Origin of the sequence: Flavobacterium sp. LPB0248 (assembly GCF_013388355.1) — a bacterium.
Classification (GTDB): Bacteria; Bacteroidota; Bacteroidia; order Flavobacteriales; family Flavobacteriaceae; genus Flavobacterium.
The window spans coordinates 174727-198604 of the sequence record NZ_CP058246.1; the positions used below are offsets into that span (position 1 = coordinate 174727).

The window sequence follows — 23878 nt, forward strand, 5'->3', positions numbered from 1 at the left end:
TCAGCACAAAAGATTGACACTTTCAAAAAGTAGTTCTAGTTCGATAAAGTCGTTTCGTAGTTTAAATCGCAGCAATCTTTGCAAAAAAACTATAAAACATGACACCTACAATTATTTTAAAATCAATGTTTAGAAAAGAGAAGATATTCAAAAAAATACTTTTCGCAACCATTCTTTTGGTCGGTTCTTTACAATCGGCTAATGCACAAACTATAAAAGGAATTGTTACAAGTGATGCCGGAACCTTGCCTACGGCTAATGTTACTGGAAAAACATTTAATAATTCGGTAATTTCAGATTTGCAAGGTGCTTTTACCCTTACAGCTCCTGCTGAAGGAGAAGCAGTTATTGAAATCAGCTACATCGGTTTTGAGACAAAATCTATAACCATAAATCTTGTAAAAGGAATAAACGATCTTGGATTGATTCAAATGACTCCTGACGGTTCAGCTTCGCTTAAAGAAATTGTGGTAAAAGGTACTATGGCGCCATCGCAAGCAAAAGCTTACAGCATTAAGAAAAACTCACTTGCTATAATGGATGTTATGGCTGCAGATGCTATTGGTAAACTTCCAGACCGTAATGCTGCCGAAGCCGTACAGCGTATGCAGGGTGTTGCTGTAGCACGTTATCATGGTGAAGCTGACCAAGCAACGGTTAGAGGAACTCCTTTTGCGTGGACTTCTACTCTATTTAACGGAAATCGTCTTCCGAGTTCAAATGTTATGGGTAACCGATCTTCTGTTTTAGATGCTGTTCCTTCTGAAATGATTCAATATGTTCAGGTAGCAAAAGCCATTACTCCAGATATGGAAGGAGATGCGATTGGAGGTTCTATTAATTTTATTACCCGCACCGCTCCATCAAAACGTGTATTGAATGTTAGTGCCGCAGGAGGTTACAACACTTTTAGCCAAAATGGCACTTATAATGGATCTGTAACTTACGGTGACCGATTCTTTAATAATAAACTTGGAGTAATTGTTTCTGGAGCAATTTGGAGCAGACAATGGGGTTCTGACGAATTTGCAGCAACTTATAATACTGGCGCAGCAATTGTTCAGCAAAAAAATTCACTTAATACCGTGCTTTTTAAACGTTATATGGGAGAACGTGAAACCAAAGGATTAAATGTTGGTGCCGAATATAAACTTACGTCTTCTGATAAAATATTCTTTAGAGGAATGGCCAATAAGTTTGATGACATTCGTCCTGTTTACGAATCCTATATTGATTATACTAACACTCGTTTTCAATACAATTACAGATACTCGCATTATCAGACTGCTTTAAATGGTTTTGAAATTGGCGGAGAACATCAGATGAGTGAAAAATTCAAAATAGATTGGAGTTACAGCAATCATAAATCAGAATATTATTTGGATACTCCTCCAACATCTGTTAATAAAGGACTTCCTATTGCAACATTTCGTCAAAAAATAATTGGAGGATTTAATAATCTTTCTAGCGACGGAAAACGTTACTGGGGATTTGATTCTCCAAACGGAGTTGGTGGTACTGTAGAAAATTTTGAAACAGGTTTAGCAAATCCAAATGAAGTTATGGATTCTTCCAAACTATTATTAAATCAGTTGGTAATAGCACAGCTTGATAACAGTGAAAGAGATCAGATTGCACAAGTTAATTTGAAGGCCGAAGCAAGCTCAAAAGTAAATTTAAAATTTGGCGCAAAATACCGTCATAAGGATAGAACAAATTCTTACGGATCTAATTATGTATATCTTCCAGGAGCAGCTGTCGGAATTCCAAATTCTCCTGCTCTAGTGCCGCTTTCAAATTTGCAAACCACAAATTTCCCAAGCGGAAGTAAATTCTTCGGAAACATGAATGGTGATTTCAGTCAGTTTATCGTAAATCCATTAACCAAAAATCAATTGTTTGATATGTATGGAGAATCATTCCAGAAAGCTAACGGATTTATGGATTTTACATCCAAAACAAATGCAACCTCTTTTTATACTGGAGATGAAAATGTAATTGCCGGTTATGCAATGGCCGAAATTGATGCGACAGACAACTTAAAAATAGTTGGAGGTATTCGTAACGAATATACCGCTATGACTTTAAACGGAACTAAAGCCACCACTTCAGGAACTCCCGCTGTAATTACATTAAGTCCTTCTGTTGTAGAGAACAATTACAATTCGTTTCTACCAATGTTGCATTTGAAATATCAATTAACCGAAAAATCAAATCTTCGTGCTGCGTACACTCGCACATTTGTTCGTCCTAATTTTGGCGATATGACACCAGGAAGTTCTACAAATACAACTGCATCTCCTATGACTATTACGCAAGGAAACCCAGATTTAAAACCAACTTTCAGCAATAATTTTGATTTAATGGGAGAATACTACTTTGATAATGTGGGTATTTTATCTGGAGGCGTTTTTTACAAAAATATTACCGATGTTGTCTTTACAGATGTAAGCATGCAGAATATTGATGGAAACGACTATATGGTTACTCAGGCAAAAAATTTAAACAAAGCTTCGTTGGTTGGATTTGAAGCGGGAATTAATAAAAGATTTGATTTCTTAAACGGTTTCTGGAGCGGATTTGGAGTTGAATTTAACTACACATTTTTAGATTCAAAAACAGAAGTGCCACGCATTAACGGAACTGTTACTTATAATGACAAAACCAGTCTTCCTAATCAGTCTAAAAATTTATTTAATGCCATACTTTTTTACGAGCGAAATGGTGTAATGGTTCGTCTTGCAGGTAATTATAGAGGAAACTCGGTTGAATCAATCAATCAGCAATTGGGACCAGATTATTATATCTGGACAGATTCAAACTTTACAATTGACGCTTCTGCAACGGTAAACATTAACAGAAAACTTAAAGTATTTATTGAATTAAATAACCTAAGCGATTCACCTGTAAAAATGTACATGGGACACAACAAACAGCGTATTACTTCGCAAGAATGGTACGGAAGCCGTGGACAAGCAGGTTTACGTTATGACATCTTTTAAAAACAAATTAATTAAGAATAAAATGAAAAAAACTCTATTATTGGCTGCTATTTTAGTACAAACCTTAGCAAATGCGCAGCTTACAGACAGCATTAAAAGATTGGTTCCTGTAAAAGGCGGATTAAATTTCAGAGATGTTGGCGGATACAAAACTACAGACGGAAAAGAAGTGGTTTGGGGAAAAGTGTACAGAAGTGCAGGAATTGATAAATTGACAAAGGAAGATATTGCACTTCTTGATAAAAAGAAAATTCATACTGTGGTAGATTTTAGAGGTGTTGCCGAATCGAAAGCAGCTCCAGATCGTTTGCCTCAAAATACAGATTACACTTTAAGTCCAGCTGGAAGCGACAGTATTCCAAATCCAGCACAAATGGTTAAACTTTTGAAAGAAGGAGGTTTTCTGGAAAAATTCTATGGTATAGATGCGGTAAAATACAGCGGTGACAGATTCCGTCCGTTATTTGTGAAATTATTGACTGCAGATAAAAAAGAAGCTGTAATGTATCATTGTACCGGAGGACGCGACAGAACAGGTATGGCAACAGCACTCTTTTTGTATGTTCTACAAGTTCCTGAAAAAACAATCGAAGACGATTATGTAGCGTCAAATGTTTATCTTAAAAAAATGAACAAAGGAATGATGGCTCCTTTAGCAAAAATGAGCGGTTTAACCGAAGCACAGATAGAAAATGAAATGGCCTTAAAACCAGAATTAATCCGTTCATTCTTTGGCGGAATTAAAACGCAGTACGGAAGTGTAGAAAACTTTTTACAGCAAGAAATGGGAATTGGACCAAAAGAGATAAATCTTCTAAGAAAAAAATATACTAAATAGTATTTCAGATTGTTGTTGTTTTTTAAAAGCCTTTGTTTCTGCAAAGGCTTTTTTTATTATATGATTTATAATGGTAATTCTTTTATTTTTTATCTTTAAGTATTAATTACCAACCATTTAAGAATAATAAAGAACAATTCTCCCTTTTCTTTATATTATTTTACCTGCACTTTATTTTTTTTCAAATTAATACTATTTCTCATTTTAGTATCAGCCCAGAATTTGTCGCATCTAAAGCTATAATTATAAATTTTATTAATAAGTATAAAAAATTATTAATTTGATTAATGATACATGTCGCCATACATTTGTCTCATCAAAATCAAACAATTGATTTTTAAAAACTTACAAACATCATAATAATTTAAAATTTTAGAAAAAATGAAAACAACATCTTTAAAAGAACAAATGAATCGTTATTTCATGTTCGCAGTATTACTTTTTAGTTTCTTATTTGCAACTGCAAATTCTAACGCTCAATCAGCAAATTCAGCACCTATTAAAAACGTTGTATTGGTACACGGCGCTTTTGCCGATGGTTCTGGATGGAAAGCTCTTTATGAAGTTTTAACCAAAAAAGGATATCATGTTAGCATCGTTCAAAATCCGTTAAGTTCTCTTGAAGATGATGTAGCCGCAACAAACGTAGTTTTAGACAGACAAGACGGGCCAACAGTTTTAGTAGGACATTCTTGGGGTGGAGCTGTTATTACTCAAGCAGGAAATCACCCAAAAGTTGCCGCTTTGGTTTATGTAGCCGCTTTTCAGCCAGATAATGGAGAATCTGCATTACAATGGTTGCAAACTGCTCCTCCAGCTCCAGAAAATGGTGTATTGCCTCCAGATGATAAAGGAATTGTTTATTACGATCAAGCTAAATTTCACGCAGGTTTTTGTGCTGACATTAGTAAAGAAGAAGCCGATTTTATGTACGCCTCTCAAGGAGCATTTTATGCAAAAGGTTTTGTAACTCCAATTACAAAAGCGGCTTGGAGAGATAAACCAGCTTATGCAGTTGTTGCCACAAATGATAAAAGCATCGATCCTTCTATTCAGCGTGCTATGTACAAACGTTCTAATACTAAGGTTACTGAAGTAAAAGGAAGCCATGTAGTGTTTATGTCTCAACCAGAAGCAGTTGCCAAAGTTGTTATCGCAGCATCTAAAAATAGTAAGTCTTAAACTCGAAATAGAAACTATCATAAAAGCCTGACTACAAAGTCAGGCTTTTGCTGTAAAATAAGGCTCAGTTCTATCTAATTCATTAAAATACGATCAAATGTGCTGACTTGAATACTCTCAAAATTTAATCAAAATAAAATTATCATACGAGAACAGAGATTGTGTTACAATTTTAGTTGATTGAGCTACAGCAATACTTCAATTATACTCGAACTTTGTACTATCTAAAACGAATGTGATATGAATACAATAAAGCTATTAATTATTGTGACTGGAATTAATGTGTATGAAAACAGTAACCTGCCAACTGGATTATGGCTTAGTGAACTTACACACATTTATGACAAGGCAAAAGAACAAGGTTTTGAAATTACCATTGCAAGTCCAAGAGGTGGCGACACGCCTATTGATCCTGAGAGCTTGAAGCCTTTGGTTTTAGATAATATTTCGAAAAACTATTGGTCAGATTCTGCTTTTAGAGAAATGCTGAAGCACACCAAAACTTTGAACGAAGTATCAGATCAAGAGTTTGATTGTGTCTACTTGGCCGGCGGACACGGAACTATGTATGACTTTCCTAACGATAATATTCTTCAAAAAATTATTAAAAACCACTTCGAGAATAATAAAAAAGTGGCCGCAATTTGCCATGGCGTTGGTGGTCTACTAAACGTGAAATTATCTAACGGCGAATATTTGATAAAAAACAAAAAAATAACAGGTTTTAACTGGTTTGAAGAGAGTCTTGCTAGACGAAAAAAGAATGTGCCTTTTAATCTTGAAGAGGCTTTAAAAGAAAGAGGTTCCGATTATGAAAAAGCGTTTATTCCAATGACTTCTAAAGTAGTTGTTGACGGCAATTTAATTACGGGACAGAATCCTTTCAGTTCCAAAGAAATGGCAAAAGTTGTTATAAAAGAATTGAAAAAGAAAGAATCAACTATCTAAACTAAAAATTATGCAGACCATATTAGGAGCCAACGGGCAAATAGGCGAAGAATTAGCACGAGAACTGAAAAGAAATTTTACTTCAGATATTCGAATTGTAAGCAGAAATGCCAAGAAAGTAAACGATACCGATACTGTATTTTCAGCAGATTTATCTATTAAAGAAAGTGCAATAGAAGCCTTAAAAGATACAGAAATAGCCTATTTTACTTTAGGGCTTCCAATGGACTCAGATTTATGGGAACAACAATTTCTGCTTATCACAAAAAACGTTATTGAAGCCTGCAAAATCAATCAGACAAAATTGGTCTTTTTTGACAATACCTATATGTATCCGCAAGATGATCGCCTGCTTACCGAGGAAACCGTTTTTGAACCAGTAGGAAGAAAAGGAAAAATAAGAAAAGAAATGGCCGAAATGGTTTTAAATGAAATGAAATCGGGTGAATTGAAAGCGGTTATTTGTCGCGCACCTGAATTTTACGGACCAAGAAAAACACAAAGCATTACCAATACTTTGATTTTCGACAATATTAAAGAAAATAAAAAACTAAAAGTCTTATTGAGAGACGATAAATTAAGAAGTTTAATCTGGACACCAGACGCGAGCCGTGCTACAGCCTTAATTGGCAATACTCCCGACGCATTTGGTCAAACCTGGCATTTGCCTATTGATGACAAAAGGTTAAATTACAAACAATTTATTGCATTGGCTTCAGAAATTTATGGTAAAGATTTAAAGTATTCTATTATACCAAAGTTTGTTTTCTCGATTGGAGCACTATTCAATAAAAGACTGAAAGAACTGCAGGAACTGCTTCCTAGATATGAACACGACAATATTTTTGACGATTCAAAATTTAGAAATCGTTTTCCAGATTTTCAGATAACTACTTACAATCAAGGCATTGAGCAGATCAAAAAGGAACAATTATCATCATAGAATTAAATTGTAACTTAGTCCTACACAAATCAGCATTTCAGCAAATGAAAACTCCATTAAAAATAGCATCAATAAGCGCACTGCATCAGTTTTTAGGTTTAAAAAAGCCTTCAAACCCACTAATTAGTGTGTTTAATTTTGATGAAGTAAAACTGGAGCCCGAAACCATTCTCAGCAGCGTAACAACCGATTTTTATGTCATTGCCTTAAAGAAAGAATGCGCTGGAGGAAAATGCAAATATGGCCAGCAATATTATGATTTTGATGAAGGAATAATGTATTTCTTAGCGCCGCATCAGGTACTTCATTTTGAAGATGTGCTTCTTGATAGCGTAAAAGGATTTGTGTCCATCATTCACCCCGATTTTGTGCAAGGATATCCTTTAGCTTCCATAATTAAAGACTACGGTTATTTTTCTTATTCTGCCAACGAAGCTTTGTTTCTGTCTGAAAAAGAAGAAAATTCTATAATGCACATAATAGAAAACATCAGCACCGAAATTGAAGCCAATATGGATTCCTTTACGCAAGATTTATTAGTCTCTAATATTGATTTGCTCTTAAAGTATTGCGATCGTTTTTATAACCGCCAGTTTTTGACAAGAAAAAAAGTCAACAGCGATTTGCTCAGCAAACTGGAAAATCTGCTTGACCTGTATTTCAAAAACGAAAAATTGCTGACAAATGGTATTCCAACCGTTCAATTTGTTGCCAACGAACTGAACCTAAGTCCCAATTATTTAAGTGATATGCTGCGAGTTCATACTGGGCAAACAACGCAGCAACATATCCAAAATAGATTGATAGAAAAAGCAAAAGAACTGCTTTCGACTACAACTATGTCAGTTTCAGAAATTGCTTATTATTTAGGCTTTGAACATCCGCAGTCTTTTCACCGTTTGTTTAAAAACCGTACTTCTACTTCGCCTTTAGAGTTCAGACAATCTTTCAATTGAGTACAAGTCTGCATTAAAAAAAAGACAGATACCAAAATATCTGTCTTCATTTATAACGATAAATAATTAGTGTAATTTAAAGAATCTTCGAAACTTCTAAGACTTCTGTAAAAGAGTAATTTCTATATTATTTTTTACTGAAATCGTAGCTTAACGAAGCACCAAGTCCGAACTGAAATGTTGATGCATAATCAGTAACTGCCACTGGTCCCCAATAGTAGTCCCAATAGTAATCATATCCAACAGCTGCCGACATAGATTGTAGATATGCATGAAGATTAATAGACAATGGCGAATCTGTTTTTACTTTCACACCAGCTTTAATCTCCCAAGCAAAATACGTTCCGCTACCGCTTCTTGGCGTTTCAAGAATTGAAACCCCTAAACCAGCACCAAGAAATGGAAGCGCTTTTTGAGAGCTTGAGCCAAAATAATAGGTGTAATCTGCCAATATGTAATTGATAGCACCTTTATCGTCTCCAGCATTAAGTTGAGTTCCAGCAGGAATAGTGTTGGCACCATTAGTTATACCAACTTTCGTATACAAAGGCATGTGTGTATCTAGCCTGTTATACTTTAATTCGATCGAAGCATTATCCATTATAAAATATTCCAAACCTATTCCGTACTCAAAACCATCTTCTACCTTGGCGTAAGAAGAATCAAAATCTACTCTGTCGGAAAAAGTATATCCTCCGTACAGATTAAGCAAAAATGACTGACTGCTTTGCGCTGACATTGCCAGTGAAAAGAAAAAAAAGAAACCTAATAAATGATACTTTTTCATAATTTAAAATTTTAGTTTGTAATAATGGGAGTTATTATTTTCAAGCCAGTTAGCTTAATTGAAACTAGAGTCTGCATCAATGGCTTATTTATACCCAAAGTTATCTTACAAAAAATGATTCTCCGCTAAAATCCCAGCTCAATTATGTTTCATATTATAAAATGAAACCATATTTTATAATATTTCTGGTAAATTATGTGTGTTATTTAAAAATTAAAGTACTGTTAAACATGTTTTTACAGTTTACAGAACATTACTTTATAGCAAACAACCAAAAGTCATTTGTCCTACACCAACCTAATTACCTTTCAGTATTATGTTAAATTGTTGTCTTTAAATTTTTATTTCTTTTAAATGTAAGAAAAATACGTATATTTAAAACCGAAATAAATTCTTACATACTTCTATGATTATTGGTGAAATTTTAGATAAGTTCGGAGTAGTTAAATACCTTACTTACAAGATACAAAAAGAAGACACTCCTGTTTCAGTGGCGGATAAACTTGGAATAACACTCGAAGAACTTAGATATTATCATAATTTTAATTGCATTGAAGATTGCGATGTAATAAACGCTGATTTTCCAAGTCATTTAGAACTCCTTCTTTTAAAACCAACAAAACAGGAATCAGATAATGAGCAAGAGAATTTACAGCCAACCAAAGTAACTTTTGATAATGGTTTCAAAATACCTTTCCATAATGTAAGAGGCAAAAATAGCTACATGGTGCTTCAAACAATTGAAAACGATAAACATATACAAACTATAAAATACAAAGTAAGCGTAGAACGTATTACAAAAGATAAAAATGGATACTCTCTATTTGAAATTGATAGAATATCTAAAGTATATTTAAATAATGCTCAAATTGAAGCCCTTACAGATATTATAGCCGAAGAAGTTTCAAATGTTTTGTATCCTTTACTAATTGTGGTTAATCCAGAAGGCAAATGGATCGATATTCATAATTTTAGTGCTATACGCGAACGATGGATTGCCAAAAGAAAAAGGATCATAGAAAAAAATGAGGGTCTAGCTATACATAAATATTTAGATACGATCGATTCTATATTAAATGAAGAAGAAAGCCTACTCCACAGTTTATCAGATGATTGGTTTTTAAACGTTTTCTTTAGTGGAATCCATACTACTTACACTTCAGATTTATCTTTCATAACAGAGGCAGATTTTGCCATTACGCCAAAAAATGATTTTATATCATTCAAGGTAACTCAAAAAATCGATGAGTATCTAAATGATATAAATATGGTCGTAATTGAGAAAAAAGGCACATTATTAAGTACATTAAAAAAAAGCGCTCTTGAAAAAAATACTTTTTCTGGCAACTATCATTCCATTTACCATTTGAATCCAAATACATATAACATCGAGGGCGCAAGTTTAGAATGTGATATCATTGGTGATTTTACTAAAAAAGCGACAGTCAAAATCTACAATCTCAATGATAAAAAAATTACAGCATCTGCGCAAAATCATGACTTTTTTATAGGTGAAACTGTAAAAAAAGAAAGTTTTTTCAAGGATCTTTTTAAACTCCATTAATTAAGAATAAGAGAAATTATGAGCGAAAAACACATTGTTGTGAACGGCGCAACACTAAAATGCAAATTTAGCGTAGAGCCAGAACTTGATAAATTAAAAGTAAAAACGCAAAATAAACATTATGCAAACGATAAAGATGGCAGTGCAAAACTTATAGCGACAGATAAAGAGATAGGTAAAACTCTAGAAAAGAATACTTTCGGAAAATGTAAAAAGCTACCTACTGGAAGCGGAGATTATTTACCATGTCAAGCTACAATTACGAAATGGAGCGGTTTTTATGAAAAAATAACCTTGTCTAATAATGGCAAAGCATTACTAGAAGATAGTAAAGGCGCTTGCCCAGTTGGCGGACCTGATTGTATCGAAGTTAAAAATCACGGGCAAATAGCTGAGCCTAGTGAGCAAAATTTCATCAATGCAAATCCAGATGTTCAAAATTTAATAAACCCGATGTTAAACATGGCGGAATTTCAAAATGAACTAAACGGAATACCTGAAGCTAAAAAATAATAGTTATGAAATTTTATATAAAAGGAGATTCTAGACCTATAATTGGCAAAAATGTTTATTTGTTAATGTATACAAAGACGGCTAAAGATCAAGAAAAAAAAGGAGTGCAATTATATGTAAATGAAAAAGAGGATAACCATAAAGAAGTAGATGGCAGTAAAATTGTAAAGCAGCATTGGACGCTTTTAAAAAACGGAAAACTGTTTTTAGATTTAGGTGGTGATGGCAGAGTTAGTTTTAATCAGGCAAGCATAGGAATCAATTATACAATTGCCGTTACGTTTACCGATATTCATGGAGCAAAAGATACTGTAGAACTGAATATTACCCCAGTTGCAGGAACACCAAGCATAGAAGATCTTAAATGGCAAGACCAATATTATCGCGACCTAAACGGTAAAGCAATTGGTTATGGTGACAATGTTCGTTTGTTTATTCACACATTAAATATTCCGGTTGGAGACAAGCTACAAGTAACTATTTGGGAAGACGAAGGCATGGATGGACATGGTAATAATTCTCGAAATATGGGAACCTATACCACATCTCCTGTTGACAAATATGGAAAAGCAGAACTATACTTTAACAACATAAAAGTATATCAAAAAATACTGAACGATAAAGATTATAGAGATGAAAACGAACATGAATTTTATGCTCAAGTTAAGTATATAGGCAAAATTGACACTATACAAGACACCATACAGCTTAAGATTATAAATGATCTCAAGAAAACAATTGAACCTCCTAAAAATAATAGTGTTGCAAAAGTTACTGTTTCTGATAAGCAAAAGAAACCTGAGGAAAAAGTAGGTGTAAAAGTAACAGTTAATGTGTTTTTTGATGGTACTTTAAATAATATGAAAAATACTGAAGCCAGATTAGCTTATGAAAAAAAGAAAAAAGGAATACTATTAACTCCTAAAGAAGAAATAGCTGCAAAAGCTTTTGAGGATAATGATGGGAATGAAAGCAGTTATGATAACTATTTTTCTAACATTGCTATTTTACACAACATAAACCTTGCAGAAAACAGTGAAAATAAAGTAAAAGTTTACATTGAAGGAGAAGGCACCAGGGATCATGATAAAGATGATTTTTATGGATATGCTTTTGGAAGCGGTGATAAATCAGGAATTCCTGTTAAAGTAAACAAAGCTTTTGTGGAGATAAAGAAAAAAATTGACAAACTCAAAGCTGATAAATTTATAAAAGAAAACCAATTTGTTAATGAAATAGATCTAACTGTTTTTGGTTTCAGTCGTGGCGCTGCTGCAGCAAGAAATTTTATATCACAAAGACGAAAGCTACAGGATATGTATGATCTAGAATCTAGCAAATTTAAAATACAATTTGTTGGGCTATTTGACACTGTTTCCTCCTATTCCGAAAGTTTTTCAACTTCGCCTAATTTTAACAATGACATACAAGAGTTAAATTTAAAATTAGAAGGAAATATTAAAAAAGTGATACATATTACCGCATCTGATGAATATCGTGAAAACTTTTCTCTTACCAATATTAAAAGCTCTATTGATGCTGGAATTGGCTATGAACTTTCTATTCCTGGTGTTCATAGTGACATTGGCGGAGGTTACGCCGAAATTGAAAAGGAAATAAGAAAACTACATTTAGAAAAGGGCTTTGATAACATAAAAGAAACTTTAATAAAAGAAGGTTGGTATGAAAGAGAACAAATTGTAACTACAACAACTTCAAAAAAGGGAGTCACATTTACTACACATATGGCAACTAGGAGAGTACCTCTATCCTATCAATTTATCCCCCTTTCTATAATGGTTAAGCTTGCTGAAAATTATAAAATGATGTTTGATAACTCGCTAATGCAAAAAGGCAAAAAGGAGACTTACAAAGTCCCTGAAGACCTTGAAGAAGCAAAGAATTTGCTATTAAATTATGCAATTACAAATGATGGAGCACATAGTAAAACAGTAACGTTTAAAAATGAAAAATTGCATTTTATACGAAATAAATACCTTCATCGATCAACTTGTGATAGCTATGGAAAAGGAGGCAGATATGAAGACGGAAAGCCTTATAGAAAAAAGATTGATGGATAAATATAAACGAAATTTAAACAAAATGTCAGATCAAAATAAAAACAAAATATTATCAATATTCTTAATTGTATTCATTTCATTTTTATCCTACTTATTTTATCCTGATTATCTTGGTTATTCTTATAGATTAATACTAGTGATTCCTGTTCTAACTATTCTACTGGCAATCTATACATCCATTCATGGATTTAAACGATTAATAACAAAAATAATATTCATACTCCTTATACTGGCAAGTATTACAATACTATCAATAGCCTGGTATACGTATCTATTCATCAAAGGTATGAAGCCAAATTAAATTAATATTATGAAGATAAATAGTTTAAATAAATTGTATTTATTGATAGCCATAGTACTATCGATACTACTACTTTCTAGATTAGGATATGACATATGGAAAGAAAAGGAAATACCATTAACATATTATTTTTTAAATACAGAAAAACAAAAAGAAATGCTTACAAAAATAGAAAAATTTGAATGGTTGGCTGAAACAAGTGCCGATGAAACTTGTCCTGTAGAGGTTGTCTATGGCAGTTTTATTTTATCTGATAACACCACTGCATGGATACCAAGCGAACAATATCTAAACGATAGTTGGGGAGCTAGCAGCAGCGGTACTATGGTAGTTGGTGATGATAAAAAGAAAGTTCCAGAACGCATGCAAATCACTTGGTTTTCGTATGCTGAAAATAAGTTTTTTTCAGGTGATTTCGAATTGCCTCAAAAAAAAATGTACGATATCTTTAAAAAAGATTATGGAACTACAATGGGTATGGATGGTGTAGAATATAAAAATGAATATAATACACTAACCGTCGCCTTTGCTCCAGAAGGTTTGGTCACTTTATGGATTGGCGGGATTGGTAATAAAGAAATTGGAACATATCAAGGACATGAAACCTTTGACATTGAATGGGGTGATTTCAGTAAAAATTTAGATAGAAAGGAAGTCATAAAAAACTATCAAAAAGATATGCCTCTATTTGTTCAGGAAGAAATAGCCAATAACAAAATAAATAATACATATTTCAAGAATCGTCTGAAAAGATATCATTTTAAAATTGGCACCAATAGAGCAGACTTTAAAATATACAATTACGATATCTTTTTTATGAATAACGAAGTTATCAGCAACACCAATACTGGTATTGAATTTCTTAACGATACTGTTGTCGGTAAAGCAGTTCCTATAAGCATGGTAATTTTTGTACAAGATCAATTTTCAAGACAATTAGAAGTTCGCATTTGGGTTGATTTACTTGATGGCAAAACAACGAGTGAAAATGACCACATAAAAGATCCATTGGAGAAACGTAATTTCAATAATCAATTAATGGAGCGTTTTAAAACATTTTTTGATAAAAATGAAAATGTTGAGTTGTATATTAAATTCAATAAAGAAATTATAAAAAGCAGCATCAAAAAACCTGTCTATTCTGGCAAAGTATATTTAAAATCCCCAACTTCAGAAGTTGAAATACCAAACTCAAAAGTGGAAGTTTATGATGCAGAATAAACAAAATTCTGTTCTGCTTCAACTTATAAAGATCGAAAAACCTAAAAGAAAAGTTATCGACGAGTAATCTTTTCAAACTAATTAATATTCACACTATACAACAAACTTATCTAAATAATGAAAAATAATATAATAAAACACTTAATAATTAGATTAGTCATTCCTGTCTTTTTCTTATATCTAATATCGATATTCGGGGATGCTAATTATAGAGGTTTACAACAGATTTTTTTCTTTTCATTTGTTTCAAGTTTACCATTTTTTATATTTAACATATTTATAATAAAGGAAACTATATTTTTTCATCGACAGAAAAACCTAACATTAAGAAATATTAATATTGGTTTATTAATATTTTCTATTCCTTTTTTTGTTTTCATGGCAATTGTAAGCGTCGCAATGATTAATTTTTAATATTCGTGAATAACGAAGCACGTAAATAATGCAGAATAAAGTTGAAAATCCCATTTCCAATAAATGGGATTTTTTTATGCTTTTTTGTAATCTTGATATTTTATTCTGTTACTGAAACCACCTTATCCAGTTTCCTGATTTTCTCGACTCCCCTTTCTCTTATTAATTCTGCCGCATCGAGCATTTTTATGACATAAATATAAGGCGTCGTTACATCACGGTCAGAATCTGCGACATGAGGAGACAATGTAAGTTCTAAGATTTGATATAAAAATGATTCAAATTCTTCTGGCGTTCTTTCTTCGAATGCTTTTTGAAATACTATAAAGGGATTCTCGTACTCTTCTTTTGTGAGGGAAGAAAGATGAAAAACTGTTTCAGATCGCAAAGGGGCCACGACTTTCCATTTCTTCCTTTTCTCTTTCAGAAAGTAGCAAATTTTGAGGAAAGATTTGATAACCGTATACAAAACAAAAACATCTGAAGGATTGTCTTGTTTGCAGACTTTACTTTTATAGCTGTATAATACCGCTTCGCTTAAACTCTGTTTGTAATAATCGAGATCTGCAAAAGTAAAAAAGGCATCGATTGCTCTAAACGGATTTTCCGCCGTATATCCTGCCCAAAAGCTAGTTTCGAAGGTTGTTTTATTCTTTTTCATGGCTTATAGTTTAAAATTCTAAAGCGAAATTCTGTTCTTTCTAAAGGATAATCTATTCTGAAAACAGATATATTATCTTACAAAAATAGATTCGGTTTTACCGTATATTTTTCTATCTTTGAAACTTAGGATTTTTAATCTAGACCAATTTATCTTGAACCTTTAGAAAATTGATACTCATTATGGAACAGAAAATACATCAGGGAAGAAACGTAAAACGTTTTAGAGAAATGCTTAACATAAAGCAGGAAGCTTTGGCTTATGATCTGGGCGAAGACTGGAACCAAAAGAAAATTTCTATGCTCGAGCAAAAAGATGTAATTGAAGAAAACCTACTGAAACAAATTTCAGCAGTATTGAAAATTCCTGTTGAAGCTTTTCAGAATTTTGATGAGGAACATGCAGTGAATATTATTGCTAATACTTATTCATTTCAAGATTTTAAAGATAATGCTGTTGCTTCTGGATTTAGCCACCAACCTACTTTCAATCCTTTGGACAAAATTGTTCAATTATATGATGAAAAAATTGCTTTGTACGAGCGTATGTTGAAGGAGAAAGATGAAATGATGGCGAGGCTTGAGAAATTGATTGGGAAATAATTATTTATTAAAATATATAAATTCCGCAAAGAGACTTTTTAGAGTCTCTTTTTTAATACTAATCTTCGAGTTCAAAAATTTGAATCAAATATTTTATATCCCGAAGAAATCTACAATAATCAATTATAAAATCATTTACAGCCACACTGTAAAATTGTGGACTATTTTCAGTAGTATTACGTTTTAAAGAATATGCATAAGCTATAGGATAATCTACCCCATGATAAGAGTGTACTTCTGAATTAACAAACGAATGTTTATAAGCATTTGTTACTTCATTTAATATGGTTAGTAAATGATTGTATTTGTTGACAAAATCGACATAAAAATTTGTACTACTTAACAAAAATCCTATACAATCGATTTTTATATTAGTTGGATATTCGCCATTTAAATTATGGTAGTCCAAAACATATAACAATGAAATAAGTTCATCAGTAGATTTACGTAACCAATAAAAAATTTGTTCTATTGTGAACTTTTCTTTGTAAAAAAAGTCAGAAATAAAGTTAGCAGTTTCCACATTAGCATCTTTTATATTAATGATTTTAAAATACTTATCCAGATCTGAAATTAAATCATTAATGCTATCAAATCGTTGCACTACATCTAACCATTTAAGATTTAAATTCCCATAGGGAGTATCGTCTGGAAGATTTAGAAAATGTTTACTATTTAGATTTTCATTTCGCAATTTTAAAGTTTCAATTTTATGCATATCTTTTTATTGTAATTACATTTATATGGAGTTATTTTATCCGTCCATTAAATCTTCGACGCTCTCTATCATATGACATAATTCCATTTTCTTCTTCTCCATTATATTCCATAATTACTTCATATTCCTTTCCATCTTCTAAAGATTCAATTTCAGATGAAAACTTGTTATGATAACAATTTTGAATAAGTGTAGAAGTCAAAAAACGAATTGTCCAATCATCATAACTTAAAAACTCAATATTAGCACTTCTACCATCATAATTTTCCAAATATAAATTATGTCCCTTTATTCCGAAATTAAAAAGAGAATGTGAAAAAGCATTTCTCAATTGGGAGCTGTAAGCTTTTTTCATTAATTCGTATAATTTCAAATTATGCTTTTGAAAACTATTAAGAATATTGTTTTTAATAAATATTGCTTTAGAATTTTTGCCATCATCTATATTCCAGCTGTAATCTTTTGAATCACACAGATCAGCAAGTTTTTTAAGATTATATAAGTTATGTTTTGACTCCCATATTTGACAATATATCATAAATTCTATTGTCAAACTAAATTTTGAATCTGCTGAATTTTCTGTTTGAAAATTGTATTGCTGATTAAGATATGAAAGTAAAAAATCCACTCTGTGTCTATCATATAATTCATCCGAAGAACGATCAAATTGCCATGGGGAATAGCCTTTTATAGAATCATCTTTATAATAATAAGAACGAGATAAGAACAAAATGTAATCATTTTCATTTTTTTCATGGTTCTTAGCGTAATCAAAAGCTTCGTTAATAGCCTCTTCAACTTCATATCTTAAACTTATAAAATCGTCTCGTCTTATCATATTATTTCAATTATGGTTTATTAAAATTATGAACAATGTTCATTAAGTCTATTGTTCAAATCAATTGCTGTTTTATTTATCTTTAATCTTCTAAAATGTCATATAAATATGCCAACAACCAAATTGTTATTCCCGTCTTTACTTTTAAGCTTCTAACTTGGTTTTCTGTTAATCCAATATTTGGTTGATGTACATTACATAAAATAGAGTAACAATTACAAACATATTGAATTTCATTTTTTGTAAAATCGTCTAGTGTTCGAAATTCAAATTTAGATGTGAAATATTCTATCTTTTGTTCTCTTTTAATTTTTATCGACTCTATTCTTTGCTTTCCTAAATGATATTTTCTGAAATTACTTTCAAACATTTGAGCATCTTTTATTTTCTCAAGTGGTGCTAATTTTTCATCAATTAAATATTCTAGAATAGTTCTCAAAGAAATTAAACATTGCCTTAATCTATCGGGATTATTTTCAGATTCAAGAGCTTGCCCTGCTCCAATCCAAAGGTTTTCAAGGTTATGATTTTCTAAATATGGTATAAGATTATCATTCAAAATTTTTTCTTTTTCTTTAATATCAGTGTCTGTTAAATCAGATGTTAATGATTCCTTTAATTCCGCCGCAGATCTTAAATTTAATATTTCTAAATCGCTAATAAAACCAAATTGCAATTCCGGGTTATTTTTTATTCTTTCCGGAATGGTAGAAATTAGTCTTAAAGTTTCTAAAAATTCATCATTAAACAAATTGCCAAACTTTGGTATTTCAATTTTTGGTATAACAAAACTCGGAATCGACATAATTTGAAATTCAATTTTAGGAAATTCAAAACTAGGGATTGTAGATTTAAACTTATTCTGCAATTCAATCATTTGCCTTACATTTTCTGGAATTGAATTAGCTAGTTTAGAAAACTGATTAAATCTTGCATTAATTCCCGCAATCTTTTGCATTTTATCAAAGTTACTTTCCATTTTTTTAGTTTAGTTAATTAATTATGAAGCAAAGATATTCTTGTAGTACGCAGTTATTTTGCGCACTTAAAAAACCTTTAAATTTATTTTTAACACTATAAATATATCCCGCTAAAAAAGCAGGTACTTTTTAGCAGTTTTCATTTAAAAATTATGCAAAGTCAGAGACATTTGCATAGTTTTCTGTTAAGCACTTCGAAGAGTTGGTCTTTAATTGACCCTTACAATTCTCGATTCAGGAAAATCAATATCAAGATACTTTCGTATAATACCAGTAATAATGTCAATACGTGTCCCAATAATAATACCTCTATTTTTAATTGGCCAATCAGTCATTATTGCAGTTAATTTGGGTTTCACAATTCCTGTCAATATATCTAAAGGATCTGTAAACCAGAGACCACAGCCACTAATACCGTGTAAATCTGGACCTGTTCCAAACATCATTTTTTTGTGATTAAATGAAAGCTTTCTATTATATGATGTAATAACATTAACCGCAGGATTTCTGTTAATTTTTAAATAATCATCATTCTTGCTTTTAGGAGTAGTAAAATGGAAAAAAGAGGTAGAATCGAAAATATCGCTTTTATATAAAACTTTTGATTTTGTGGTAGGATAACCTAGAAACGTGTAATACTCTTCACTTCGAAATATATGATTAATAGCTAGATCATCAGCTTGCAAAAAGTTATAAGTACGTAAAAGATGAGGAACACATTGATCATCTAGTTTCATAACAGCTATATCAATTCCATCTTTCTCTCTGTTTGTTTTGCTATTATGAAAAGTTTTACCTCCAGCCTTAATTATTTCATAATCTTGTGATAAAGGAATAAATAAATCTCTATAATTATCAAAAACATGAGCTGCAGAAATAAGAAAATAGTGGTTTTGAATCTGAATAAAAACTCCTGTCCCATAAACTTTATGATTAGGAATATTTGTCAAGAGCATACACGTATAACTCTTCATTGAATTTAAACTGGCTAATTGCAACGATCTATACTTTTCAGCTAACGTCTCCATATAATAAATCTTTCTATCATACATTTAATGCACTAAATTAAAAATAATTAATCTTGCAAAAAATACTCCCTTCATAAAAATAAAAAAACCGATCGCGCGGATTTGCAATCCGTGCCCGCAAAGTATATCCTAACAAATTTTAAAAAAAAGCACCCCGACACTCTACATCTTATAAACATACTTCGCGTTCACATATCCAAAATTACCTGATTGAATCCCCTTCACCTGCAACCATTCTCCATCAATAGCAATAACCATTAAGATAACATATTTTTTAAGGTTTTCTATTACATTATATTCATTTCCTGGTCCTTCACGCAACTTAAGGTTTTCCACATTTACGGCCAGCATATCTTCGGGACTATATGTAATCACCGCTTTTTTTGCTACAGCTTCTTTTTTTGTTTTGGATTTAACAGACGGCTCGGAAGTAAAAGAAACTGCTGCAGATTTTGCTGACGGATTTACAGTCCTGCTCTTCGTAGCTTTAGGTGCTGCTGTGTACCTAACGGGTGGCGAATATGAAGCGCATACCCCGCAACTTCCACCGTTCGAGCAATGTGCACACCTACTGCAGTTCGAACAGGCACTGCAATATGCACTGCCAGTACATCTGCCTTCCTCTTTAGGTTTTCCATCGCAACAGCTTGCCACTAGCTTATTGTTCTGTGCACTCGAGGTTAGTGCTGTAAAAAAGAAAAATGTATAAGCAAAAATTATTCTAATCATAATAAATCGTTTTATTTCAGACAAACCTAAAGAAAGCTTTTTAGAAAAATATACGGTTTTCCATAATTAGAGATTTATCCATAAAAAAAAACAGTGAAGTTAATTCACTGTTTTTTTTTCATCAATCCTTTAGGTAGTACAAACGTATGCGCATGAATATTAAATGTTTTAAAAGATGGGGCTCACGAACGGGACGCTCGCGCCAGCAAGGTGAAATAGTGATTTTATATATTTATCATCGCTAAATTTAGATGCAAATATTTTGATAAAAATTAATGTCACTCTGTTTTTTGTTTTTACATTAAAAAATATCTAATAATTAATAAACTCTTCTACAAAAAAATCGTCCTCCACCAGATCATTTACAAAAAATCTGAGATTTTCTCTGTCGTATGTTTTTGGGTACTGATATCCATTTATAAAAAGAGCTGGGGTAAAGTTAATGCCATTATTTTTACACCACTCATTTTGTTGTCTATAAATTAAATCTATTTTCTGACTATCAAAAGGTAATTCATATCTTTTTATCCAATCTTTTAAATCTTTAATTTCAAACCAATAATGTAAAGCCTCAAAAAAAGAAACAGGTCCTTTCTCAAAATAAATTCCTATTAAACTTCTATAAAAAAGTTTCTTTTCTTCGTCCAAAACATCAATATTAACACTTATTATAACTTTTATTTTTAGGTTATTGGCATTTGATTCTAATATCTCTTCCAGAATTTCATGAACTTTTCCACAATACCCACAAAAAGGACTTGTAATAATTGTTATTTCGGTATTACTGTCTTCGTTTCCTATAATAATTGGACTATATGGTAATTCCATTTTACGATCAGATACTAATACTTTTTTAAAAATTTCATAATTACGTATAAATCTATTACTGGATAACTGAAATTCTTTTAACTCTTTTTGCTTTAATAGTATTTTTTTTAAGGTGAACCAAGTTAAAGCTACTGTAGAGAAAACAAGTCCTAAAACAATTAATGATTTATATGAAATAGCAAAATCATTTACTTGAAATACAGCCAAATAAATTAACTCTAATATTGTAATCCCAATAATAACTAAACAAATTGGGCACCATTTTTTTTCAACATACTTTTGATAGTATAATGAAAGCAGAACTACAGGCAATGATAACAATAATAAGATTTTTTGAACCGAGAAAAATGTAATTGTATCTCCAAAAAGTAAAAGCGCAAAAAGTCCTAAAAACTGAAATGTGAAGAATATAACGCTCAAATCACTAAAATTCAAGAATTTAAAAATCTCCCATTTATATGAATTTACTACAGTTGCACAACTTGCATTAGATGAAATATTGCAAAACTTATTTATCAATTCACTTTTTGCTCCAAATAAATTTTTAAGCGCTGCTACAGAAAACAGAATCCCAAATAAAGGAAAAATTAGAAATAATTTGGTTATAAAATTCTCTTCTAGAACAAACAACGTTGATAAAAAGAACAAAACACCTAATAATGGGAGGCTCAAAAGTATATTACTTTTTTTTTGAGTAACTAAAATTGTTGTTTCTTCTTTTTCTACTAAAAATACAATTCCGTTCCATCTTGATTCTAATTCATCTTTAGTTATTTCGATGACTTCTTTATCTTTATTGTAAAAATAACTGGCTCCATCTTTTTTAACAAAATAGAGTTCTGGTGCATTATATGGTTTATCCTTATGCTCTTTCAAAACAGCAATAAAATATTCCGGCAATAATTCTATTTCAGAAACATCAACCCTAATTACACCATTTTTAATATTAAAAAAAGACAAAGCATCAGCAATAGCCAATATTGAAGGGTAATCAGGATGCGATTCAATCTGAAACAGGAATTCAGCTTTATCAATTTTTATATCTTCTTTTTCTAAATATTGAAAAAGATAATTGAAATTTTCAGTCATTTTAATGGCTTATTTTGTTGGAATTTTAATTCTTTGGCTATAAAGTCTTTATTTGTTCTCAGTTTATTATGTTTTTAAATAATGGTAGTTTCACCTCAATTGAGGTGAAACTCATTTTCAACTAATTATGGTTTAGTGCAAGTACCGCAATCACTGCAATACCAACCATCGTCACAACCACTAGAACATTGTGAGTTACTGCGACAAGGTTTTCCGCCAGAGAAACTTCCTGCCATAATAATTTTCATTTCATTTCTTGTTAACTTAGACTGAGCATTAGCCAGATTCATTTTTAATTTTTTCATGGAATTTTGTTTTTATTAAATAGTTAATTATATTCTTTTTACCTTCAATCACGTGCACTTGATTTATGTAAAGAATATCTTTTTCAGGAGAATTTTTCTCTCTTTTTATATTTATAAAGCAATTTTAGTAGTAGATGCTTTTTTTACTTATATAATATTTATCAGGTATTTTTCTAGGTTTTTTGAGCGGGATATAATTTTTTTTGAACCAAAATAAATGATACATCACACCTTCAAATTCATTTTTATAATAAATTCTTCCATTATCGAAGGTGATTCTACCAGTTAGTCCTTCAATGAGAATAAAATCGAAATGAGCATTTATTTCCTTAGTAAGTTGTGCTTTTCTGATAATATGCGTAAAACTTTCGATTTCCGTATTAATGTCAAATATTGAGTTACCTTCTGTTAATTCATCCCATGCAAAATTACATTCGTCAAAACAAAAATGTTCTGAGTTAGAAAAAACTCTTCTAAAGTCCTTACTCCTCATAAAAAAAGTGTTCATTAAGTCATTGTTTTTATATAATGCAAAGCATCCAGTAGTATAATCATGACGAAGACTTATAAAATCATATTGATTCAGCATGTCCTGATTGATAAAATCACGAACGTCTCCGTAAATTATATCTAAATCACTTTGCCCCCAAAAATCATATCCATTTATAATTTCTGGAAACAAAAAACCATATGCTGGCTTAAAATCGCATAACTTGTAGGGATAATCAATGTTTATTTTAAAACCTAATTTCTCAGATGCCGAGTTAATTATATCTTCCAGCTCTCTGAAAATAATTTTAACATTATCAGGTTTATTAGGTATTATTTCGGTATTATTGGTGATTATATAAAAATCTATTGTTGGGTTAAATCTACATGAATGTATGTAATAAGGAAGATACCAAGGATAATCTCCGTACCAACATGTAATGACTGCTATTGATTTTAATTTCATTCTTTTTATTAAATTAACCTAATTGTACTTTCATTTTTAATCGAATATGTAATAATTTACATTGATTTAAAACTTCGAGATAGAATGTAAATGTATTTTTTTTTATGATAATTTTCTTATGATTAATAGTCCGAAAAATAGACAAACATTAACTAATCCATAGAAAAGTCAACCATTTCCTATAATTCAATAAAACCGTAAAAATTTAATGTTGTGTTTTTGTAGTGTTTTTTAATAAAAAAAATCCTTTAGTTACTGTCTGCGAATGATGAGAAAGCTTTTGACAAAATTTAATCATAGTAATTTTAAGAAATAATCACCATTAAAATCTTTGTTTTTAACTTAAAAGAGACAGAATCTCTAAAATTAATTATAAAATTAAAACTTGTAAAAAA

At 31.3% G+C, this 23878-nt stretch carries 21 protein-coding genes; 11 read left to right on the forward strand and 10 right to left on the reverse strand.

What is annotated here, in order from left to right; translation table 11 throughout:
- The first annotated feature begins 98 nt into the window (after window positions 1-98).
- The 6 genes from LPB248_RS00665 to LPB248_RS00690 all read left to right on the forward strand — a co-directional run bounded on the left by LPB248_RS00665 (window position 99) and on the right by LPB248_RS00690 (window position 7869).
- The gene (locus tag LPB248_RS00665; protein ID WP_255462976.1) at window positions 99-3002 is read left to right on the forward strand and encodes a TonB-dependent receptor; all 2904 of its coding nucleotides are present in this window, start codon (window positions 99-101) and stop codon (window positions 3000-3002) included.
- A 22-nt stretch (window positions 3003-3024) separates the two neighbouring features.
- Window positions 3025-3840 carry a tyrosine-protein phosphatase gene (locus tag LPB248_RS00670; RefSeq protein ID WP_177209695.1) on the forward strand — a complete coding sequence of 272 codons (816 nt, stop codon included), beginning with the start codon at window positions 3025-3027 and terminating at the stop codon, window positions 3838-3840.
- A gap of 381 nt (window positions 3841-4221) precedes the next feature.
- Entirely contained in the window at window positions 4222-5022 is an 801-nt protein-coding gene (locus tag LPB248_RS00675; RefSeq protein ID WP_177209696.1) for an alpha/beta hydrolase, read from the forward strand.
- A 240-nt stretch (window positions 5023-5262) separates the two neighbouring features.
- Window positions 5263-5970, forward strand: a complete 708-nt coding sequence (locus LPB248_RS00680; RefSeq protein ID WP_177209697.1) for a type 1 glutamine amidotransferase domain-containing protein — start codon at window positions 5263-5265, stop codon at window positions 5968-5970.
- A 10-nt stretch (window positions 5971-5980) separates the two neighbouring features.
- A complete protein-coding gene (locus LPB248_RS00685; RefSeq protein ID WP_177209698.1) occupies window positions 5981-6913 on the forward strand; it encodes an NAD-dependent epimerase/dehydratase family protein in 933 nt (310 codons plus the stop codon).
- 44 nt (window positions 6914-6957) lie between these two features.
- A complete protein-coding gene (locus LPB248_RS00690; protein ID WP_177209699.1) occupies window positions 6958-7869 on the forward strand; it encodes a helix-turn-helix domain-containing protein in 912 nt (303 codons plus the stop codon).
- A 127-nt stretch (window positions 7870-7996) separates the two neighbouring features.
- Here LPB248_RS00690 and LPB248_RS00695 read toward each other — a convergent pair whose 3' ends face one another.
- Window positions 7997-8656 (reverse strand): outer membrane beta-barrel protein, encoded by a 660-nt coding sequence (locus LPB248_RS00695; RefSeq protein WP_177209700.1) that lies wholly within the window; start codon window positions 8654-8656, stop codon window positions 7997-7999.
- Between the two features lie 406 nt (window positions 8657-9062).
- Between LPB248_RS00695 and LPB248_RS00700 the strand changes: the two genes are divergently transcribed.
- From LPB248_RS00700 to LPB248_RS00715, 4 genes are all read left to right on the forward strand, one after another.
- A complete protein-coding gene (locus LPB248_RS00700; protein WP_177209701.1) occupies window positions 9063-10220 on the forward strand; it encodes a hypothetical protein in 1158 nt (385 codons plus the stop codon).
- A gap of 18 nt (window positions 10221-10238) precedes the next feature.
- The gene (locus LPB248_RS00705) at window positions 10239-10733 is read left to right on the forward strand and encodes a DUF4280 domain-containing protein (protein WP_177209702.1); all 495 of its coding nucleotides are present in this window, start codon (window positions 10239-10241) and stop codon (window positions 10731-10733) included.
- Between the two features lie 5 nt (window positions 10734-10738).
- Window positions 10739-12814 carry a phospholipase effector Tle1 domain-containing protein gene (locus LPB248_RS00710; RefSeq protein ID WP_177209703.1) on the forward strand — a complete coding sequence of 692 codons (2076 nt, stop codon included), beginning with the start codon at window positions 10739-10741 and terminating at the stop codon, window positions 12812-12814.
- A 310-nt stretch (window positions 12815-13124) separates the two neighbouring features.
- Entirely contained in the window at window positions 13125-14336 is a 1212-nt protein-coding gene (locus tag LPB248_RS00715; RefSeq protein ID WP_177209704.1) for a DUF2931 family protein, read from the forward strand.
- A gap of 514 nt (window positions 14337-14850) precedes the next feature.
- Here the strand turns inward: LPB248_RS00715 and LPB248_RS00720 are convergent.
- Entirely contained in the window at window positions 14851-15411 is a 561-nt protein-coding gene (locus tag LPB248_RS00720; protein WP_177209705.1) for a hypothetical protein, read from the reverse strand.
- A gap of 182 nt (window positions 15412-15593) precedes the next feature.
- Between LPB248_RS00720 and LPB248_RS00725 the strand changes: the two genes are divergently transcribed.
- Window positions 15594-16013, forward strand: a complete 420-nt coding sequence (locus LPB248_RS00725) for a helix-turn-helix domain-containing protein (RefSeq protein ID WP_177209706.1) — start codon at window positions 15594-15596, stop codon at window positions 16011-16013.
- 58 nt (window positions 16014-16071) lie between these two features.
- Here LPB248_RS00725 and LPB248_RS00730 read toward each other — a convergent pair whose 3' ends face one another.
- The 8 genes from LPB248_RS00730 to LPB248_RS00765 form a co-directional block, all read right to left on the reverse strand.
- Entirely contained in the window at window positions 16072-16731 is a 660-nt protein-coding gene (locus LPB248_RS00730; protein ID WP_177209707.1) for a hypothetical protein, read from the reverse strand.
- Window positions 16732-16762: 31 nt separating this feature from the next.
- Entirely contained in the window at window positions 16763-17569 is an 807-nt protein-coding gene (locus tag LPB248_RS00735) for a hypothetical protein (protein WP_177209708.1), read from the reverse strand.
- Between the two features lie 82 nt (window positions 17570-17651).
- A complete protein-coding gene (locus tag LPB248_RS00740; RefSeq protein WP_177209709.1) occupies window positions 17652-18548 on the reverse strand; it encodes a hypothetical protein in 897 nt (298 codons plus the stop codon).
- Between the two features lie 210 nt (window positions 18549-18758).
- On the reverse strand, window positions 18759-19577 hold the full coding sequence (locus LPB248_RS00745; RefSeq protein ID WP_177209710.1) for a hypothetical protein: 819 nt from the start codon (window positions 19575-19577) through the stop codon (window positions 18759-18761).
- A gap of 162 nt (window positions 19578-19739) precedes the next feature.
- Window positions 19740-20231 (reverse strand): SH3 domain-containing protein, encoded by a 492-nt coding sequence (locus LPB248_RS00750; RefSeq protein WP_177209711.1) that lies wholly within the window; start codon window positions 20229-20231, stop codon window positions 19740-19742.
- A 387-nt stretch (window positions 20232-20618) separates the two neighbouring features.
- Window positions 20619-22112 carry a thioredoxin domain-containing protein gene (locus LPB248_RS00755; RefSeq protein ID WP_177209712.1) on the reverse strand — a complete coding sequence of 498 codons (1494 nt, stop codon included), beginning with the start codon at window positions 22110-22112 and terminating at the stop codon, window positions 20619-20621.
- Window positions 22113-22348: 236 nt separating this feature from the next.
- Window positions 22349-22513, reverse strand: a complete 165-nt coding sequence (locus LPB248_RS00760) for a hypothetical protein (protein WP_177209713.1) — start codon at window positions 22511-22513, stop codon at window positions 22349-22351.
- A gap of 139 nt (window positions 22514-22652) precedes the next feature.
- Window positions 22653-23483, reverse strand: coding sequence for a DUF6625 family protein (locus LPB248_RS00765; RefSeq protein WP_177209714.1), 831 nt, complete (start codon window positions 23481-23483; stop codon window positions 22653-22655).
- Window positions 23484-23878: the final 395 nt, after the last annotated feature.

Coding starts and splice junctions, on each gene's coding strand:
- LPB248_RS00665 (WP_255462976.1), top strand. CDS start 99: ATGACACCTACAATTATTTTAAAATCAATGTTTAGAAAAGAGAAGATA.
- LPB248_RS00670 (WP_177209695.1), top strand. CDS start 3,025: ATGAAAAAAACTCTATTATTGGCTGCTATTTTAGTACAAACCTTAGCA.
- LPB248_RS00675 (WP_177209696.1), top strand. CDS start 4,222: ATGAAAACAACATCTTTAAAAGAACAAATGAATCGTTATTTCATGTTC.
- LPB248_RS00680 (WP_177209697.1), top strand. CDS start 5,263: ATGAATACAATAAAGCTATTAATTATTGTGACTGGAATTAATGTGTAT.
- LPB248_RS00685 (WP_177209698.1), top strand. CDS start 5,981: ATGCAGACCATATTAGGAGCCAACGGGCAAATAGGCGAAGAATTAGCA.
- LPB248_RS00690 (WP_177209699.1), top strand. CDS start 6,958: ATGAAAACTCCATTAAAAATAGCATCAATAAGCGCACTGCATCAGTTT.
- LPB248_RS00695 (WP_177209700.1), bottom strand. CDS start 8,656: ATGAAAAAGTATCATTTATTAGGTTTCTTTTTTTTCTTTTCACTGGCA.
- LPB248_RS00700 (WP_177209701.1), top strand. CDS start 9,063: ATGATTATTGGTGAAATTTTAGATAAGTTCGGAGTAGTTAAATACCTT.
- LPB248_RS00705 (WP_177209702.1), top strand. CDS start 10,239: ATGAGCGAAAAACACATTGTTGTGAACGGCGCAACACTAAAATGCAAA.
- LPB248_RS00710 (WP_177209703.1), top strand. CDS start 10,739: ATGAAATTTTATATAAAAGGAGATTCTAGACCTATAATTGGCAAAAAT.
- LPB248_RS00715 (WP_177209704.1), top strand. CDS start 13,125: ATGAAGATAAATAGTTTAAATAAATTGTATTTATTGATAGCCATAGTA.
- LPB248_RS00720 (WP_177209705.1), bottom strand. CDS start 15,411: ATGAAAAAGAATAAAACAACCTTCGAAACTAGCTTTTGGGCAGGATAT.
- LPB248_RS00725 (WP_177209706.1), top strand. CDS start 15,594: ATGGAACAGAAAATACATCAGGGAAGAAACGTAAAACGTTTTAGAGAA.
- LPB248_RS00730 (WP_177209707.1), bottom strand. CDS start 16,731: ATGCATAAAATTGAAACTTTAAAATTGCGAAATGAAAATCTAAATAGT.
- LPB248_RS00735 (WP_177209708.1), bottom strand. CDS start 17,569: ATGATAAGACGAGACGATTTTATAAGTTTAAGATATGAAGTTGAAGAG.
- LPB248_RS00740 (WP_177209709.1), bottom strand. CDS start 18,548: ATGGAAAGTAACTTTGATAAAATGCAAAAGATTGCGGGAATTAATGCA.
- LPB248_RS00745 (WP_177209710.1), bottom strand. CDS start 19,577: ATGGAGACGTTAGCTGAAAAGTATAGATCGTTGCAATTAGCCAGTTTA.
- LPB248_RS00760 (WP_177209713.1), bottom strand. CDS start 22,513: ATGAATCTGGCTAATGCTCAGTCTAAGTTAACAAGAAATGAAATGAAA.
- LPB248_RS00765 (WP_177209714.1), bottom strand. CDS start 23,483: ATGAAATTAAAATCAATAGCAGTCATTACATGTTGGTACGGAGATTAT.